Annotated in this window: 14 protein-coding genes; 10 read left to right on the top strand and 4 right to left on the bottom strand. The window is 50.7% G+C overall.

What is annotated here, in order from left to right:
- The first annotated feature begins 61 nt into the window (after window positions 1-61).
- Together OGY04_RS13340 and ppnP are read left to right on the top strand one after the other, a co-directional pair.
- On the top strand, window positions 62-739 hold the full coding sequence (locus OGY04_RS13340) for an AroM family protein (RefSeq protein ID WP_003830963.1): 678 nt from the start codon (window positions 62-64) through the stop codon (window positions 737-739).
- A gap of 71 nt (window positions 740-810) precedes the next feature.
- Window positions 811-1095: a pyrimidine/purine nucleoside phosphorylase gene (gene ppnP, locus OGY04_RS13335; protein ID WP_003021477.1), complete on the top strand. Its 285-nt coding sequence runs from the start codon at window positions 811-813 to the stop codon at window positions 1093-1095.
- 50 nt (window positions 1096-1145) lie between these two features.
- Here ppnP and rdgC read toward each other — a convergent pair whose 3' ends face one another.
- Window positions 1146-2057 (bottom strand): recombination-associated protein RdgC, encoded by a 912-nt coding sequence (gene rdgC, locus OGY04_RS13330; RefSeq protein ID WP_003021479.1) that lies wholly within the window; start codon window positions 2055-2057, stop codon window positions 1146-1148.
- Between the two features lie 91 nt (window positions 2058-2148).
- On the opposite strand from rdgC, the gene mak reads away from it, so the two are divergent.
- Window positions 2149-3057, top strand: a complete 909-nt coding sequence (gene mak, locus OGY04_RS13325) for a fructokinase (protein WP_234692786.1) — start codon at window positions 2149-2151, stop codon at window positions 3055-3057.
- 27 nt (window positions 3058-3084) lie between these two features.
- Here the strand turns inward: mak and araJ are convergent, their stop codons facing one another.
- Window positions 3085-4257 carry an MFS transporter AraJ gene (araJ, locus tag OGY04_RS13320; RefSeq protein ID WP_032942515.1) on the bottom strand — a complete coding sequence of 391 codons (1173 nt, stop codon included), beginning with the start codon at window positions 4255-4257 and terminating at the stop codon, window positions 3085-3087.
- 549 nt (window positions 4258-4806) lie between these two features.
- Between araJ and OGY04_RS13315 the strand changes: the two genes are divergently transcribed.
- From OGY04_RS13315 to OGY04_RS13300, 4 genes are all read left to right on the top strand, one after another.
- On the top strand, window positions 4807-5364 hold the full coding sequence (locus tag OGY04_RS13315) for a fimbrial protein (RefSeq protein ID WP_079934862.1): 558 nt from the start codon (window positions 4807-4809) through the stop codon (window positions 5362-5364).
- A gap of 103 nt (window positions 5365-5467) precedes the next feature.
- Complete coding sequence (locus OGY04_RS13310) at window positions 5468-6187, top strand: fimbrial biogenesis chaperone (protein WP_060682670.1); 720 nt, start codon at window positions 5468-5470, stop codon at window positions 6185-6187.
- Window positions 6188-6213: 26 nt separating this feature from the next.
- Window positions 6214-8739, top strand: coding sequence for a fimbria/pilus outer membrane usher protein (locus tag OGY04_RS13305; protein WP_286585383.1), 2526 nt, complete (start codon window positions 6214-6216; stop codon window positions 8737-8739).
- Between the two features lie 14 nt (window positions 8740-8753).
- Window positions 8754-9752, top strand: coding sequence for a fimbrial protein (locus tag OGY04_RS13300; protein WP_060682669.1), 999 nt, complete (start codon window positions 8754-8756; stop codon window positions 9750-9752).
- A gap of 85 nt (window positions 9753-9837) precedes the next feature.
- Here OGY04_RS13300 and sbcC read toward each other — a convergent pair whose 3' ends face one another.
- Window positions 9838-12981, bottom strand: a complete 3144-nt coding sequence (gene sbcC, locus OGY04_RS13295) for an exonuclease subunit SbcC (protein ID WP_286585382.1) — start codon at window positions 12979-12981, stop codon at window positions 9838-9840.
- Complete coding sequence (sbcD, locus tag OGY04_RS13290) at window positions 12978-14180, bottom strand: exonuclease subunit SbcD (protein ID WP_267445066.1); 1203 nt, start codon at window positions 14178-14180, stop codon at window positions 12978-12980. The genes sbcC and sbcD overlap by 4 nt, the downstream gene beginning before the upstream one ends.
- A gap of 190 nt (window positions 14181-14370) precedes the next feature.
- Between sbcD and phoB the strand changes: the two genes are divergently transcribed.
- The 3 genes from phoB (at window position 14371) to brnQ (ending at window position 18131) form a co-directional block, all read left to right on the top strand.
- Entirely contained in the window at window positions 14371-15060 is a 690-nt protein-coding gene (gene phoB, locus OGY04_RS13285) for a phosphate response regulator transcription factor PhoB (protein WP_003830970.1), read from the top strand.
- Between the two features lie 50 nt (window positions 15061-15110).
- Window positions 15111-16406: a phosphate regulon sensor histidine kinase PhoR gene (gene phoR / locus OGY04_RS13280; protein ID WP_003830971.1), complete on the top strand. Its 1296-nt coding sequence runs from the start codon at window positions 15111-15113 to the stop codon at window positions 16404-16406.
- Window positions 16407-16811: 405 nt separating this feature from the next.
- Window positions 16812-18131 (top strand): branched-chain amino acid transporter carrier protein BrnQ, encoded by a 1320-nt coding sequence (gene brnQ / locus OGY04_RS13275; RefSeq protein ID WP_003021501.1) that lies wholly within the window; start codon window positions 16812-16814, stop codon window positions 18129-18131.
- Window positions 18132-18209 lie beyond the last annotated feature (78 nt).

Below are 18209 nucleotides of genomic sequence, written 5' to 3'. Positions count from 1 at the left end.
GGTCAGCGCCCGGTACTTATCCGGGATTTCACAGCAAAGTAAGAAGACGGTGGAGCAACAAATGAGTACGTCGTTGGCTATCCTCACGATTGGCGTTGTGCCGATGTGTGAGATGTTACCGCTCCTGACGGAATATATTGATGAACAGCACATTACTCACCACAGTCTGCTGGGGCAGATGCAGCGAGAAGATGTGATGGCTGAGTACGGAGCTTCACCCGGTGACGAGCTGTTATTAACGCTGCTTAGCGACCACCAACTTGCTCATGTCTCACGTCAAAAAGTGGAACGCTCGCTGCAAAGCATTGTGGAGGTTCTCGATAATCAGGGATTTGATGTGATCCTGCTGATGAGTACCGCCTCAATCACCCGTCTGACCGCCCGCAATAGTATCTTGTTGGAACCCATACGCATTATTCCCCCGTTAGTGGCTTCAATTGTCGAAGGGCATCAGGTTGGGGTCATTGTACCTGTTGCTGAATTGCTCAAAGCCCAGACACAAAAGTGGCAGGTGTTACAAACTCCGCCAGTGTACGCCGTGGCGAATCCAGTAGAAGGTTCTGAACAACAGCTGATTGATGCCGGGAAATATCTCCTTGAGCAAGGTGCTGATGTTCTTATGCTGGACTGCCTGGGGTTTCATCAACGTCATCGTGATTTACTGCAAAAGTCGCTGGATGTCCCGGTTCTGCTGTCCAATGTGTTGATTGCCCGACTGGCTTCGGAATTGCTGGCGTAATTTTGCGTGACAGGTGGAACGTCAGCCCCCTATATTGGTTCCTAACTTAATCACGAGATAGGGCCAGTTGTATGCTTCAAAGTAATGAATACTTTTCCGGCAAAGTAAAATCGATCGGTTTTACCAGCAGCAGTACTGGCCGCGCCAGTGTAGGTGTGATGGCTGAAGGTGAATATACCTTTGGTACTGCGGCGCCTGAAGAGATGACGGTAGTAAGTGGCGCACTGAACGTGCTGCTGCCAGGGGAAACCGAGTGGAAAGTGTATGCCGCAGGAGACGTGTTTAACGTACCGGGCAACAGCGAGTTTCATCTGCAGGTAGCAGAGCCAACATCCTATCTTTGCCGTTACCTGTAATCGTAAAAATGACGAATGGCGATATTGAGTCGCCATTCGCTAAACACAGCTTAACGTTGCGCTTCGCCGCCTAATCCTTCCACCAGACTTTTAATCAGCGCCGCCAGTTCACCTGTCATCAGGATGAAATCGGCATCAAAACGCTGAGCATAATCTTCGCGGTCGATATCTTCGTTTTGATCGCGCAGCTCGTCGCTGAACTTCAGGCGCTTAATGGAGCCGTCGTCACACATAACGAACTGAATGCGCTGCTGCCAGTCGAGGGCCAGCTTAGTGACCAGTTTGCCCGCTTCGATATGCACGGCGATTTCGTCGCAGACCAGATCCTGTTTTTTCGCACGGATCACACCGCCGTCTTCAAGGATCGCTTTCAGTTCAGCTTCATCCAGCAGTTGGAAGCCCTGCGCCGTGGTGCCGGAGCGAACCCATTCGGTCAGCGTCAGCTCAATAGGGTTTTCCATCGTCAGCGGAACGACCGGCAGTGAACCGAGACTCTTACGCAGCAGCGCCAGCGTATCTTCGGCTTTTTTCGCGCTCGCACAATCAACCATGATCAGATCGTTGACGGTATCGATCCACATCATTGTCTGGCTGAAGCGGCTAAAGGCGCGCGGCAGTAATGAGTGCAGAACTTCATCTTTCAGCGAGTCTTTTTCGGTCTTCTTAAGTTTGCGACCTTGCTCAGCTTCCAGTTTGAATATTTTGGCTTCCAGCGCCTGTTTGATAACCGGCGACGGCAGAATTTTTTCTTCTTTGCGGGCGCAGATAATAATTTGGCCATTGGCGGTATGCGTTAATGCATCGCTGTGCGATCCCATCGGCGGAACCCAGCCCATTTTTGCCATATCCTGGCTACCGCAAGGGGTGAACGTCATTGATGCCAGCTGTTTTTCCATCTCTTCGGCTCGCAAAGAAACATCGCGGCTAAGACGGTAAACCATTAAATTTTTGAACCACAGCATGATAATTTCCACGGCCTTGTCGTTAAATCCAGCGGGCATGATAGCGAATTGTCGCTATGCTTGCATTGTTAATCGGGAAGAGGAGCAAACAGTGCGTATAGGTATCGATTTGGGCGGTACGAAAACGGAAGTTATTGCGCTTGGCGATGCGGGCGAACAGCTTTTTCGCCATCGCCTGCCCACGCCGCGTGATGATTATCGGCAAACGATAGAAACCATCGCCACGCTGGTGGAGATGGCGGAAAACGCCACCGGGCAGACGGGAACCGTGGGGATGGGGATCCCCGGTTCAATTTCGCCTTACACTGGGGTAGTCAAGAATGCCAACTCAACCTGGCTTAACGGGCAACCCTTTGATAAAGACTTAAGTATGCGTTTGAACCGTGAAGTGCGCCTGGCGAATGATGCCAATTGCCTGGCGGTTTCTGAAGCGGTGGATGGCGCAGCGGCAGGGGCGCAAACCGTGTTTGCGGTAATTATTGGCACCGGATGCGGCGCGGGTGTAGCGCTGAATGGTCGGGCGCACACGGGCGGTAACGGTACCGCGGGCGAGTGGGGGCATAATCCGCTGCCATGGATGGACGAAGATGAGCTGTGTTTCCGACAGGAAGTACCCTGTTATTGCGGTAAACAAGGCTGCATTGAAACCTTCATTTCCGGGACCGGCTTTGCCACCGACTACCAGCGTCTGAGCGGTAAGCAGCTCAAAGGCAATGAAATTATCAGTCTTGTTACTGCGCAGGATGCTCTTGCGGAGCAGGCGTTGAGCCGCTATGAGCGTCGTCTGGCGAAATCACTGGCACATGTGGTGAATATTCTCGATCCGGACGTCATTGTGCTGGGGGGCGGAATGAGCAATGTCGACCGACTGTATCAAAACGTTCCGACGTTGATTAAGCAGTTTGTCTTTGGCGGCGAATGCGAAACGCCTCTACGCAAGGCGCTACACGGGGATTCCAGCGGTGTACGCGGTGCGGCCTGGCTGTGGCCGCAGGAGTAAGGTTCGCGTAGCCGGGTAGCGCAGATGCTATCCGGCAGCGTGTGTCATCTGGGGTACTGCGCGCTTCAGGCGACCGTACAGCAACAGTGACGACATCGCAGAAAACGACAGCAGTGCCGCCGGCAGCGTCACGTAGTTGTAGGCAAAGCCCAGCGTCAGCATCATGCCACCGCTGTAGGCGCCAATCGCGCTGCCGAGGTTAAAGGCAATTTGCCCGCCAGCCGCACCCAGCAGCTCCCCTCCTTTAGCATTTTGCAGCAATAAAATTTGCAGCGGTGCCGACAGGGCAAACAGGCCCGCGCAGCAAATAAAGGCGAAGGTCAGCGACGCGGCTTTGATCCCACCAAAGGCAAAGAGTAACAGCAGAGCCAGCACAATCACGAAGTCGGTTATCACCGCAATGCGCAGCGGCGTATAGCGACCAGACAGCCGACCGCTCAGCAGATTTCCCAACACCATTCCTAATCCTACCAGCATCATGATGAAGGTCATCAGCGCTTCGGAAAAGCCGGAGATGAACATCATGTATGGTTTGACATAGCTGAACCAGGCGAAAACCCCGGCGTTACCAAACATGGTGGCGGAGAAAATGAGCCACGGGGCGGGGCTTTTCAAAAAGTGAAATTGTTCGCGCAGGTTTCCTTTTGCTTCATCGCTGATGTTGGGTACCCAAAAAGCGACCGAGACCATCACGGCGATATTAAAGACGGCAATCAGCAGGAACGTATAGCGCCAGCTAAATTCCTGACTCAGCCAGGTGCCGACGGGAATGCCAACCAGATTGGCAACGGTCATACCCGAAATCATGCCCGCAACGGCGGCGGTGACTTTTCCCGGGCGGGCGAGCTTCGACAGGATAATTGCGCCAACGCCAAAAAATGCGCCGTGCGGGAAGCCTGAAACCAGCCTGCCCACCGCCAGCATAAAATACGAGGAGGAGAGGGTGAAAATGGCGTTGCCAATCACACACAGCGTGACCAGAAATAGCAGAATATGCTTGAGCGAAAAGCGGCTGGAAAAGAGTGCAATAATGGGCGCGCCAAGCACCACGCCAAAGGCGTAAAACGAAATCATATGGCCAGCGGCAGGAATGGAAATTCCCACGTCCCGCGCCAATTCGGTGAGTACACCCATGATGCCAAACTCGGCCATGCCCAGCCCAAACGTCCCCAGGGCTAAAGAGAAAATGACTTTTTTCATACCACCTGTCATACACAGCAACAACAGCTAAGTAGGGCTAATGCTATCATATTTGTGAAGTCTGAACGAACGATTGCAATTATTCTTGAAAGCAATTATTTGCATGTTAGATGCCGATAACATACGGACTCGGAATTGTAGTCTTTTCAATATATAAAATACACTAAAATAATAATTTATTGATGGGCGATTTCTGGTTGGGAATGGATTATTGTATTCATAGCGTATATGAATCAATAGTGATTTATTTTTTATATATAAAGCGCATAGCTATATATTATTTAAATATTGTTTTTCTTTGTGCGATTAATTTATTTTAACTTACTGTTTTATAATGGTATTGTTTTTTGTCTTTGTGCTATTGATGAAATAAAAATCATATTATATTATATATGCCGACCACAATATCCATTGGGTTAGAACGCATAAGATTCTATCTTTCGGACCTCTTCTGAGGACTGTTTGGGATTTTTATATGCAAAAGTCTTTGGCGGAAATTTCAGAGGCAGCATTCGAAAGATAATAAAATTTATTATAGGGAAATTTCACATGAAAAAGAAAGTACTCCTTTCTGCCTCTTTGTTGCTTGTTGCGGCTATCAATGTTGCGCATGCGGCAGACTTAACTGATGACCAGGGCACCGTCACTTTTACCGGTACTATTATTAACCCACCTTGCCAGGTTGATACAGACAGCGAAGATGTTCAGGTACCCTTTACCCCGCTGGGGACGAACGCCTTTGCTGGTATTGGCGAAGAAGCGTCTCAGGTTCAGCCATTTGCAATTAAATTGACTAAGTGCCCGGCAAATACTGTGGTAAACCTGACCTTTGCAGGTGATACCGCAACGGAAAATACGCAGCTGAAAGCGCTTACTGGCGGCGTTGATACCGGTGTTGGTATTGTGGTTTATGGCGCTGATGCCAGCAATGATAAAGTCGTTTTTAACGACGAAGCGAACTCTGCTTTTGCTCAAACGACCGGGGCAAGCGAAGAAAATGACCTGACGTTTAACTTCACATCAAAAGTTGTGGCAACCGTTGATCCGGCGAGTATCAAAGGCGGCGAGTTTGCCGCAACCACAACCTATACCATTTACTATCCATAAGGGATGTAGAGTGGGAGTGATGTAAGTCCAGACAGGATATGCCATAGGATAATCAGGGTATGTCCTGTAATTCTTTTCGAGATTTAGCCATAAGGGATGAATGATGAATCTCAACATTTCTGGTTTGCTGTTTTCAGCAATATTCATTCTTTTTCAAAACGCTGCTTCGGCGGGGGTGCAAATTAGCAATACGCGTATTATTTATCCTGGAGATGTAGATGAAGTTCAGGCAACGGTAAAAAATACGGGTAATGGAAATCAGCTTGTTCAGGCATGGGTTGATAACTTCGATAAGAATGATAAAAGTAAGCCTCCTCTTATTATTACTCCTCCGTTATTTAAACTTATTGGCGGACAGACAAATATCCTGCATTTTATCTCAGTCGATAAAAATGGCATCCTGACAAAAGATCGTGAACAAATTTTTTGGGCTAATATCAAGTCTATCGAAGCGACGCCTAAAGTGTTAGTACAACAAAGTAAGCTACAATTGGCTACCCGCAGTCGTATTAAGCTGATATGGCGACCAAAGGGATTAAATAAAAGCGACGCGCAAGAAGCATACAAAAGCCTGATATTTTCGGTTTCAGGTGGACGTTTGGCTGTGGATAACCCGACGGCATACTATATTTCTTTGCATAATATGACCGTTGACGGCAAAGAGGTAAAGCCGCCGAAAGATACACTTTCTGCTGTGTCTATGATGATTTCACCCTATTCAAAAATGATCTATTCCCTACCGGGTGGGAACGCTAAGTCTGTTCGGTGGAGCGCAATTGACGACTACGGTAATGCCACTTCCGAACAGGAAAAGTCACTTTAAATTCGGCGGATAAGGATATCCACAATATGCGGCCTATCAATAATTATCATGAAATTCTCTCATTGAAATTATCAGCTATTGCCGCCGCATTGATGTTGTGTAGTCCGTTTTGTATCGCTGAATCACAAGTTGCTGATGATGAGTTTAATATTGATGCGCTACGTTTTGATTCCCCAATAGACAGCGCAGAGGCGATCCGTACTTTTTTAGACGATAATGCACTTGCACCAGGCGTCTACCTCAGTTCTGTTTATTTTAATAATCATTTTGTTGAAAAAAAGAATGTGACGTATGTGCTTAATGAAGCCCATACCGCACTCATTCCCGTGTTAAAAAAATCAGAACTGGCCGCCTATGGCGTCAATGTCAGCAAAATGCCATTGATGAAAATGATGTCTGATGACGCCACGGTTGATGATATCGGACGTTACATTGAAGAGGCTTCCTGGACTTTCTCCACTCAGCAACAACGGCTGGATATTCGTGTTCCGCAAGTTGCTGTTAATCAGGAAGTGCAGGGGTATATCGACCCTGATAATTGGGATGATGGGATACCTGCTGCCCTGTTGGGTTATTACTATAGCGGCTCTAAAACACACTACAGCTCTCAGGGCTCGTCGACACAAAATTACCTGAGTTTAAACAGTGGACTGAATGTAGGGCCGTGGCGCATACGAAACAATGGAAATTACCAAAGCGGAGACGGTTGGGAAAACATTTCGACGTATATTCAGCGGGATATAAAGCGCCTGCGTAGCCAACTGACGCTCGGCGATAGCTCTACTGCGGGAGATATTTTTGACAGCCTTCCGATTCGTGGTATTCGTCTGCAAACAGATACCGCTATGCTGCCCTATAGCCAACAAGGGTTTGCGCCGGTGATTCGGGGGATTGCGAAAAGCGATGCTAAGGTGACCATTAAGCAAAATGGCTACACTCTCTATCAAACCTATGTCAGCGCAGGGGCGTTTGAAATTACGGATGTACCGCAGGTATCTTCCGGCAGTGATTTCGATATAACAATCACGGAGGCTGATGGGAGTGAGCGTAGCTTCGTTCAGACGTCGTCTTCTTTACCTATCATGCAGCGACAGGGGGCATTGCAATATAGCGTTGCCGCCGGGCATTACCAAAATAATGATACATCAGAGGATCCTAATCTGGTCGAAGCGCAACTTATCTATGGGTTGCCTTATGGTTTTACCGTGTATAGCGGCGTGTTGGGCAGTGATTTTTATCGTTCCGCGGCATTAGGTTTTGGTATCGATCTTCATGATTTTGGCGCGTTTTCGTTTGATGCCACAACGGCCAGAAGCGAAGTGGCTGATAACGTCTGGCAGGGGATGTCTTATCGTGCCCAGTATGCGAAGAATATCGATACGACCAACACCAATCTTACGCTTGCGAGTTATCGTTACTCTACCCGTAATTTTTATACGTTTACGGAAACGTTAAATAACCGAACTAACGCTATTGATGACGACAGTTTTTATGCTTATCGCAATACCAATAACCGTCGTAGCCGCTTTCAGGTAAATATCAGCCAGAGCCTGAATGAGCTAGGTTCTTTCTATCTCTCCGGTTATCAGCAAGATTACTGGGGGCTGGCGGGTTATGAGCGCACGGTTTCTGTCGGTTATAACCAGAACTGGGAACGGATCCGATTTATGCTCAACTATTCGTTGACGCAAACGCCAACCTCACATCGAGATGAGCAGGTTTCATTTACTGTCAGTATTCCCTTAGATAAATGGTTACCCAGTGCCTGGGCGAATTATACTTATACAGATAACCGTCATCGTAGTCAGCAACATCTGATTGGGATCAGTGGTACTGCATTGCAGGATGATAACCTCAATTATAATCTCCAGCAGTCCTGGGGGAATAATGGAATGGGGGAGAATGGAAGTATGAATGCCACCTGGCAAGGCTCATTTGGCTCTGTTTCTGGTGGGTACAATTATGACAACAACAGCAGGCAAGTGAATTATAAGTTACAAGGTGGGATTATCGGCCATGCTGGCGGGTTTACTTTAGCACAGTCGCTACCTGAAACGGTGACCTTAGTCGATGCCGACGATGGGCCTGATATTAAAGTAGAAAACAGTACCGGCGTATATACTGATTCCTATGGCTACGCTGTTATTCCATATGCCTCACCCTATCGAACGAATAACATTATATTGAATACGGCAAGTAACCCGCAGGTTGATATTGAGGAGCCCGTCAAACAGGTGATTCCTTCGCGTGGTGCGGTCACACTGGCAACATTTTCTGCACGCACCGGTATACGTGTTTTGTTAACGCTACAACATAATGGAAATAACGTTCCTTTCGGCGCGCTTGCGGCATTGGCAGGGGAAAACGAAAAAAATTATGCCAGTATCGTGGGTGATAACGGACAGGTTTATTTAACCGGTGTATCGGCAGGCGATCGCGTTATGGTGAAGTGGGGTGAGAAAGCAACACAGCAGTGTACCGCGCAGATTGCTATTCCTGCCGATGAACTTACCAACAAAACCGTTGCTATATTAGCGGCAGAGTGTAAATAAAGGTGAAAGTGATAATGATATCCTTCATTAGGTATGTGATTGTATTTTTTGTACTAAACTGGTCAGTGGTAAGTTATGCTTCATGTTATTATAAAAATGATACGACAGCTGCAACCTATACGGTCACCGTTCCGACTATTAACGCTCAGCGCGATGTCCCTGCAGGAACTGTCCTATGGGATAGCGGTTATCTTAGTGCTCCAAATCAATCGGATATATTTTGTAATGGGGTGCACCCAATCTATCGTGGATATGATGACTCATCATTGACGCTGGTAAATGGTGTTGAAGAATATGTTTATCAGACGAATAATCCAGGCATTGGGATTAAAATTTGGTGGTTGTCTGTTGATAGTGGCAAAAGCTACTCACCAAGTGATGCCCGTATTTTTTATTCTCCGGCAAAGGCCGAGGGTAATAAAACATGTAAGGGGTGTGAATACACAAATGTATCGGCAATGTTTGAGGTGCGATTAATCTCAACCGGGCAACCTATTACAGATACTCCCTTGCAATTATCACGATTTAGTGCTTCCCGAATATATGAATCCGCCGCCCAACTTCATATTAACTTTACCGATGCAGATGTGGTAGTTAACAGTGCCAGTTGTGTACTTAATAGTAAGAATATTTCTGTTAATTTGGGGCGTTACTTTAAAACTGTCAGCCTGAATAACCCGGGTGATACTGGTGATGCGGTTGATTTTAAAATTGATTTGACGTGCGATCAGGATACCAATGTCAATGTATTATTTTCTGGTACAACGGCAGCAGGCGATAGCACTATTCTGACATTAAATGATCTTGATTCTCCGACGTCTGCGCAAGGTGTCGGTGTACAAATTTTATATAACGATCGGTTAGTGAATTTTGGCGAGCTCCTGTCCACGATAAAAAATGGTGCAGAAGGGAGCGTCGCTCTGCCGTTTAAAGCTCACGTCATACGTTTAAATGAGAACTTGCGGGCCGGCGAAATCAACGCCACGGCGACCTTTGATATGATTTACCGCTAGCGGTTATTTTTTAAGCGTAAGAATAATATGCAGGGAATGATATTGCCGATCTTGTCGGCAATATCAATACGTCGAAAAATCAGCGTCATTCCACTCTGAAAGTGTTGTCGAGTTTGCTGTAACCCAGCCCGTTAATTTTTTTCACTTTGATTTGCACCGGAATGCGTTCTTTCATTGCTTCGACGTGGCTGATCACGCCAATGGTTTTACCGCTAGCGTTCAGTGCATCCAGTGCGTCCAGCGCGGTATCCAGCGTTTCGCTGTCCAGCGTGCCGAAGCCTTCGTCGAGGAACAGGGAGTCAATTCGCGTTTTGTGGCTGACCAGATCGGACAATGCCAGCGCCAGCGCCAGACTCACCAGGAAGCTCTCGCCGCCGGAGAGCGTACGCGTGTCACGCACCGCATCGGCTTGCCAGGTATCGACCACCTCCAGCTCCAGCGCTTCGCTGGCCTTGCGCTGCAACAAATAGCGACCGTGTAGACGGGTTAGCTGGTTGTTGGCAAGCCAGACCAGGTTATCCAGCGTCAGGCCCTGGGCAAATTTGCGGAACTTATCTCCCTCTTTCGAGCCGATCAGCGCATTCAGATATCCCCAGTCCTCGACCTGCTGCGCGACTTTTTCAATCTCCTGCATCAGCGCATGCTGCTGCTGGCGGTTTTCAGCATCCTGCCTGAGCTGCTGGCGAATTTCTCCCTGACGAGTGGTGTTATCCCGCAGCAGTTGGGTGAGCTGCGCCAGCGTGTCGCGAAGATGTTGTGCCGTGAGCGTGAGATCCACCCCGGTTGGTTGCTGCTGTTGATGAGTCACCAGCGCCTGCTGGGCCTGATTAAGCAGCGTTTGTGCCTGTTGTTGCTGGTTTTCCAGCGATTGTTTCAACAGCTCAAGACGGTTGAAGGTCTCTTCATCCAGCAGGGCGGCAATAAAGGCGTCACGGTTGTCAAAGATGCTGGCCTGCAATGCGGCATCAAACTGCGCCTGAATGTCCGCGGCGCGCTGAACGTCCTGTGCTTCCTGCTGCTGCAAGGTTTGCCACTGTCCCTGTAAAGAGAGGCAATCGTCGTGCACCTGCCGCCAGTTTTCCAGCGACAGATCCTCAATGTTTTCAGAAAGCGCCTCAGATTCTGGCAGCGTTTCCAGCAGCGGCGCAAGCTGGGCAATCCGGGCCTGTAACTCAGTCAGTTCATTCTGGCGATGTTGCCACATTTGCGCTTCGTTCGCCCGTTCGCTTAACCATGAGGCGACGTCATCCTCGGGCGGAAGGGCCAGGCCATGACGGTCCAGCTCTGAGGTTAACGTTGCCTGGCGCTGGTCAATATGCTGTTGGAGTTGAGTAATCTGTTCGGTATGCGCGGCGATTTGCGCCTGCAGGGTATGACGCAAGCTTAACTGGTGAAGCTGTTGTTCGTACTCTTCCTGAGCGGCCAGCCACGGGGCAATGTCATCCTGCGGTTGTAGCGATACGTTGAGGCTAGCGGTAACGGTCAACCACTCTTGAGTAAGTGCTTGCTCCTCCTGAGAAAGCCTCTGTGCTTCATGTTCATCGCGCTGAAGTTGCTGCGTTATCGCCTCAAGCTGCCCGCGCAGGGTTGAACCCTCATCGGCCAGCGTTTTGACCTCTTTTTCCAGCGCTTCACGTCGTGCCTGATTTACGCTCAGCTCAAGCGTCTGGTAACGCTCGATAGCCGGATGTGTAGTAGAGCCACAAAGCGGACAAGGTTTGCCGGATTCCAGTAATGCCCGATGGCTTTCCAGATCTTTGATGCGGGCTTCCTGCTCGCAAATGAGTCTCACATCGACAAGTTGCTGATTTTTATCTTTATAGCGCTGACGTTTCTCGGCAAGTACCGCGTTGCGCTGGGTCAGCTCTTGCTGGCGCTGCACCAGTGAAGCGCGTAGCTGTGCCAGTTGCTTTTGCTTCGGGGCGATTTGCCCGTGCAGATTACTGAGGCGCTGGCGTAGTGGACGAAGCTGCACATGTTGAGCCAGCGCTTCTGTCACTTCCTGCGGCGAAAGGGTCAACGTGGGAAGCTGCAGGGCATCGAGCTTACGTGTGTCGTTCTCCCGCAGCCGCTGCCACTGGCGTAGCTGGGTGCTGGCGTCGGACTGTTGCGCCAGCAGCGCTTTCCAGCCAGCCAGTTCGCTACTCCATAAGCGGAAGCGGTCATGCTCGTTCAGCCAGTCGGTTAACGTCTGTTGTTCGGCCAGCATAGCGGCTGACTGCGTGTGCGCCTGCTGACGGATGCGTCCGCGCAGCGCTAAGCTGCTTTGTAAGCGAGCATTCACTTCCTGAATCTTCTGGCGCGTACGCTCGATAGTAGCCGTTTGTTCCTGGATTCGCTCCCAGTGAGGGTGCAATGCTCTGGCCGGCTGCGCCAGGCTCAGCGCTGCCAGCTGCGGCTGCGCGTCTTCTTGCGCCTGAAGTGCTGCCTGTAATGCCTGCTGGTGGCGGTTTATGTCCGTCTGAAGCTCATTTTGCCGAATAAGCCAGTTGAGGTGCTGTTGCTGGGTTTGTTGGCTGGTAAGGTATTGTTTTTCTTCGTCAGTAAGTACCTGCAAACTTTCCGTCAGGGACTGCACCTGCTCTGGTGCTAACAGCGCCACGCCGCTGGCCTGGGCCTGCAGTTTTTCCAGCTCCGTACGCGCCGACTTGTGCTTTTCAAACACCATGGCGGAGATTTGGCCGTAGATCTCAGTACCAGTTAACTCCTCCAGAAGCTCGGCGCGCTCTTTCGGTTTGGCATTAAGAAAGGCGGCAAACTGGCCCTGAGACAGTAGCATCGAACGGGTAAAACGCCCGTAATCCAGCCCGGTAAGCTCGGCTGTCATCTCCAGCTTGTCTTTGACTTTATCGGCGAGGATTTTACCGTCAGCGCAGCGGGCCAGCTCTACGCGCGGGACCTGCAGGTTGCCCTCGGGCTGATTGCGCGCCCGGTTCTGGCTCCAGAATGCGCGGTAGGCTTCGCCGCGCACCTCAAACTCAACTTCGGCCAGACACTCCGCGGTGTCGCGGGTCATCAGGTCGTTTTGCGACTGTGACACTGTATTCAGGCGCGGTGTTTCGTGGTACAGGGCGAGGCAAATCGCGTCCAGCAGGGTGGTTTTCCCCGCGCCCGTTGGCCCGGTGATGGCGAATAACCCGTTACTGGCAAAAGGTTCTGCCGTGAAATCGACTTTCCATTCTCCCTTCAGGGAGTTGAGGTTCTTCAGGCGCAGGCTGAGAATTTTCATGCTTCACTCTCCCCGGCAAGCGTGTGTAAGGTTGCGCTAAACAGCTGATTCAACCGCTCACGCTGAGGCTCCTCGAGCTCTTCCAGCGCCAGGCGGCGGTCAAAAACTTCCGTTACGCTTAGCTCGCTTAACGTTTCGCGTCGTTCATTGGCCATAATACGTTCACGTTGTTCCCGACTGCGGCGCACCAATAACACCTCGACCGGTAAATCTTCGGTTAAGGCCTGGATCTTACGTTGCATGTCATGCAGATAGTCGTCGGTGGTGATTTCAATATCCAGCCATATCGGCGGCTCTTGTGGCACGTTACGCCACTGCTCAAGCTGGGCGGTAATGGCGGCTAAATCGCCTTTCAGTACCGCAAGCGGCTGGGTGACCGGTACGGTGAGATTTTCAACGGCGCTGAGTTTCCCCGCTTCGAAACTCACCAGATGTACACATTTGCTTTTGCCGCACTCGTCAAAACTGAGGGCAATCGGCGAACCGCAGTAGCGAATATGGTCCGTCCCGCCGATAACCTGCGCCCGGTGAATATGCCCCAGTGCGATGTAGTCCGCGGGTGGGAAATTTTGCGCCGGAAAGGCGTCCAGCGTACCGATATAAATGTCACGTACGGCGTCACTTTTACTGGCGCCAACGGTGGTCAAATGCCCGGTCGCAATGATGGGCAGGTTTCGATCGCCACGCAGCGTGCAGGCGTCCTGATACTGCTGCTGGTAATAGTCGGTGATCGCCCCCAGCAGATGCTGCTGTTTTTCTTGTCCGGTTAGCCCGGCCTGGCTGGTAATGATGTCACGTGGTCGTAAGAAAGGAACCGGACACAGGATCGCTCCCGGCGTGCCATCACGTTGCGGCAGCACCTGCGGCGCATGGCCGGCGCTGGCAACGACCGTGGTGTTGAGAAACGCCAGAATATCGCGGGATTCATTGAGCGTGGCGACGGAATCGTGGTTGCCTGCCAGCACGACCAGATGACAGCCAGTTTGCTGCAGATTGACGACAAAACGGTTATACAGCTCACGGGCGTAGCTTGGCGGTGAGCCGGTATCGAAAATATCGCCCGCCACAATAATGGCATCCACCTGCTGGGATTGTGCCGTCTCCAGCAGCCAGTCGAGAAAGGCCTGATGTTCAGCGGCGCGGCTCTTGCTGTAGAAATTTTGGCCCAGATGCCAGTCAGACGTGTGAAGGATGCGCATAAGAGTTCCATGACGATAAAACAGTGGCGGGGATTATAACCTTTCAGGGACGGTAATATCTTGTCTCCGGGCTGTCATAATTCGTCTGGCTGCGTTAAACCTGGACTATCTTTTCATAAATCTGTCATAAAACTGACGCATAATGGCACCGTATTGATGGCAAACGATTTAATTATAAACAGGGCAAATCATGGCGAGACGTATTCTGGTCGTAGAAGATGAAGCTCCAATTCGTGAAATGGTCTGCTTCGTGCTCGAGCAAAACGGTTTTCAACCCGTAGAAGCCGAAGACTATGACAGTGCTGTGAACCAACTCAATGAACCCTGGCCGGATCTCGTCCTGCTTGACTGGATGCTTCCCGGCGGCTCGGGTCTACAGTTTATTAAGCATCTCAAGCGCGAAGCCATGACGCGGGACATCCCCGTGATGATGCTGACGGCGAGGGGAGAAGAGGAAGATCGCGTCCGGGGTCTGGAAACCGGTGCGGATGACTATATTACCAAGCCGTTTTCTCCCAAGGAGCTGGTGGCGCGTATTAAAGCTGTGCTGCGTCGAATTTCCCCCATGGCGGTGGAAGAGGTTATTGAGATGCAGGGGCTGAGTCTTGATCCCACATCGCATCGCGTGATGACCGGCGAAGAACCGCTGGATATGGGGCCGACCGAATTCAAACTGTTGCACTTCTTTATGACTCACCCCGAACGCGTATACAGTCGTGAACAACTCCTCAATCATGTCTGGGGAACCAATGTCTACGTAGAAGACCGGACAGTGGATGTGCATATCCGCCGCTTACGTAAAGCGCTGGAGCACAGCGGACACGATCGTATGGTGCAGACAGTTCGTGGGACGGGATATCGTTTTTCGACCCGCTTTTGACTGACAAGAATCAGGGCCTGATGGATTAGGCCGTTTATGGAGTAAGACGTTTGCTAGAACGATTGTCATGGAAAAGGTTGGTACTGGAGCTGATCCTGTGCTGCATACCGGCATTTATCCTTAGCGCTTTTTTCGGTTACCTGCCCTGGTTTTTACTGGCGTCGGTAACGGGCCTGCTTATCTGGCATTTCTGGAATTTATTACGTTTGTCCTGGTGGTTATGGGTCGACAGAAGCATGACGCCGCCGCCGGGGCGAGGCAGTTGGGAGCCGTTGTTATATGGGCTGCATCAAATGCAGCTTCGCAACAAAAAGCGCCGTCGAGAACTGGGTAACCTGATTAAACGTTTTCGCAGCGGGGCGGAATCCCTACCCGACGCGGTGGTGTTGACCACCGAAGAAGGCGGTATCTTCTGGTGTAACGGACTGGCTCAGCAGGTTCTGGGACTGCGCTGGCCGGACGATAGCGGGCAGAATATTCTTAACCTGCTGCGCTACCCGGAATTCACACAATATCTGAAAACGCGCGATTTTAGCCGGCCAATAAATCTGGTGCTCAATACCGGACGGCATCTGGAAATTCGCGTGATGCCCTATACCGATAAGCAATTGTTGATGGTGGCGCGCGACGTTACCCAGATGCACCAACTGGAAGGTTCACGGCGTAACTTTTTCGCCAACGCCAGCCATGAGTTGCGCACACCGCTGACGGTGCTGCAAGGCTACCTGGAAATGATGCAGGAGCACCCGCTGGAAGGGACAACGCGCGAAAAAGCGCTGCATACCATGCGCGAACAAACGTACCGTATGGAAGGCCTGGTGAAACAGCTGCTGACGCTGTCAAAAATTGAAGCTGCGCCGACGTTGCAACTGAATGAGAAAGTCGATGTGCCCATGATGCTGCGCGTGATCGAGCACGAAGCGCAAACCCTGAGCCAGCATAAACATACGTTTACCTTTGATGTCGATAACAGCCTGAATGTGCGAGGCAACGAGGAGCAGTTGCGTAGCGCTATCTCGAATCTCGTGTACAACGCGGTTAACCATACACCTGCGGGAACGCACATTACCGTACGCTGGCAGCATGTGGCGTCGGGGGCGGAGTTTTGCGTGGAAGACAACGGTCCGGGCATTGCCCCCGAACATATTCCACGTTTGACCGAACGTTTTTATCGTGTGGATAAGGCGAGATCGCGACAAACGGGCGGTAGCGGGCTGGGTCTGGCCATCGTGAAACATGCGCTGCATCACCACGACAGCCGTTTGAACATCGAAAGCGAACCAGGCAAAGGGACGCGATTTAGTTTCATGATCCCGGAACGTTTCATTGCCAAAAGTAACGGCTAAGACGTATTCGTAAGATAATCTTTCCAAAAGCCAGCGCAAGCTGGTTTTTTTTATGTGGTCAATAGATGCCTCCTGAATTTTACGACGTTTGATTGTTTTTTGTTCGAATTATTACCCATACCTTTTTCCATGAAATGGTGTTTTGTGCTAACCCTATTTTTCATATCGCTATATTGTTCTGGTTTTTGGATCCCACCTTGCTTTAAAACGTTATAAGCGTTTAAATTGCGCTCCAGGTGCTGTCATACCGACTGCATTTACGCGGTAAATCGAAAAACTATTCTTCGCCGCGCCAGGTCGGGAGTGTTTCCCGCTGGAATTGAGCAAAAATGCCGCTGTATTGTCCCCCAGGGAAAGGCAAAAATTTACTATTTTCAACACCACATCCACAGGCAGTAAGACTTTATGACCCATCAGTTAAAATCGCGCGATATTATCGCTTTGGGATTTATGACATTTGCACTGTTCGTTGGTGCAGGTAACATCATCTTCCCCCCAATGGTTGGTTTGCAGGCAGGTGAACACGTCTGGACTGCGGCTTTTGGCTTTTTGATTACGGCCGTTGGCCTGCCGGTACTTACCGTTGTCGCGCTGGCGAAAGTCGGCGGTGGTGTGGACCGACTGAGCACGCCTATCGGTAAAGTTGCCGGTCTGCTGCTGGCGACCGTTTGCTATCTGGCCGTTGGGCCGTTATTCGCTACCCCGCGTACCGCGACGGTCTCTTTCGAAGTCGGGATTGCACCGCTGACTGGTGACTCTGCGCTGCCGCTGTTTATCTATAGCGTTATCTATTTCGCGATTGTCATTCTGGTTTCGCTTTATCCGGGCAAACTGCTGGATACGGTGGGTAATTTCCTGGCACCGCTGAAAATTCTGGCGCTGGTGGTCCTGTCTGTCGCTGCAATCGTCTGGCCAGCAGGCCCGATCAGTAATGCGATGGAAGCCTATCAAACTGCGGCGTTTTCTAATGGCTTCGTGAACGGGTATCTGACCATGGATACGCTGGGCGCGATGGTGTTTGGTATTGTTATCGTTAACGCCGCTCGCTCGCGTGGTGTTACTGAAGCGCGTCTGCTGACCCGTTATACCGTTTGGGCGGGTTTAATGGCGGGTGTGGGCTTAACGCTGCTGTACCTCGCGCTGTTCCGTCTGGGTTCAGACAGCGCGATTCTGGTCGATCAGTCTGCTAACGGCGCGGCGATTCTGCATGCGTATGTTCAGCACACCTTTGGCGGTGCAGGAAGCTTCCTGCTGGCGGCGCTGATTTTCATCGCCTGTCTGGTCACCGCGGTTGGCCTGACCTGTGCGTGCGCAGAGTTCTTTGCCCAGTACGTTCCACTGTCTTATCGTACGCTGGTATTTATCCTCGGCGGCTTCTCGATGGTGGTTTCTAACCTGGGTCTGAGCCATCTGATTCAGATCTCTATTCCGGTGCTGACGGCTATCTATCCGCCATGTATCGCACTGGTTGTATTAAGCTTTACCCGCTCATGGTGGCATAATTCTTCCCGCGTCATTGCTCCTGCGATGTTTATCAGCCTGATTTTTGGTATCCTTGATGGCATTAAAGCTTCTGCAATTGGCGACGTGTTACCGGCCTGGACCCAGCGTTTACCGCTGGCGGAGCAGGGGCTGGCGTGGTTGATGCCAACAGTCGTGATGGTGGTCCTGGCAGTTATTTGGGATCGCGCCGCGGGTCGACAAGTGACCTCCAGCGCACACTAATATCACTGACAATAAGTTTTAACCACGGGGCTATTAACATGGCCCCGTGGTTTTTTTATTGTGTTAACAGGTTAGGAA

Source organism: Citrobacter sp. Cpo091 (assembly GCF_030332645.1).
GTDB lineage: Bacteria > Pseudomonadota > Gammaproteobacteria > Enterobacterales > Enterobacteriaceae > Citrobacter > Citrobacter portucalensis.
The sequence above is the reverse complement of the archived record's forward strand: the minus strand, read 5'-3'. Positions and strand labels throughout refer to the sequence as shown.

Excerpts from the sequence above, each read along its gene's own strand:
- brnQ (WP_003021501.1), top strand. The coding sequence starts at position 16,812 with ATGACCCATCAGTTAAAATCGCGCGATATTATCGCTTTGGGATTTATG.
- ppnP (WP_003021477.1), top strand. The coding sequence starts at position 811 with ATGCTTCAAAGTAATGAATACTTTTCCGGCAAAGTAAAATCGATCGGT.
- OGY04_RS13340 (WP_003830963.1), top strand. The coding sequence starts at position 62 with ATGAGTACGTCGTTGGCTATCCTCACGATTGGCGTTGTGCCGATGTGT.
- OGY04_RS13310 (WP_060682670.1), top strand. The coding sequence starts at position 5,468 with ATGAATCTCAACATTTCTGGTTTGCTGTTTTCAGCAATATTCATTCTT.
- OGY04_RS13305 (WP_286585383.1), top strand. The coding sequence starts at position 6,214 with ATGCGGCCTATCAATAATTATCATGAAATTCTCTCATTGAAATTATCA.
- sbcC (WP_286585382.1), bottom strand. The coding sequence starts at position 12,981 with ATGAAAATTCTCAGCCTGCGCCTGAAGAACCTCAACTCCCTGAAGGGA.
- rdgC (WP_003021479.1), bottom strand. The coding sequence starts at position 2,057 with ATGCTGTGGTTCAAAAATTTAATGGTTTACCGTCTTAGCCGCGATGTT.
- phoB (WP_003830970.1), top strand. The coding sequence starts at position 14,371 with ATGGCGAGACGTATTCTGGTCGTAGAAGATGAAGCTCCAATTCGTGAA.
- araJ (WP_032942515.1), bottom strand. The coding sequence starts at position 4,257 with ATGAAAAAAGTCATTTTCTCTTTAGCCCTGGGGACGTTTGGGCTGGGC.
- OGY04_RS13300 (WP_060682669.1), top strand. The coding sequence starts at position 8,754 with ATGATATCCTTCATTAGGTATGTGATTGTATTTTTTGTACTAAACTGG.
- OGY04_RS13315 (WP_079934862.1), top strand. The coding sequence starts at position 4,807 with ATGAAAAAGAAAGTACTCCTTTCTGCCTCTTTGTTGCTTGTTGCGGCT.
- sbcD (WP_267445066.1), bottom strand. The coding sequence starts at position 14,180 with ATGCGCATCCTTCACACGTCTGACTGGCATCTGGGCCAAAATTTCTAC.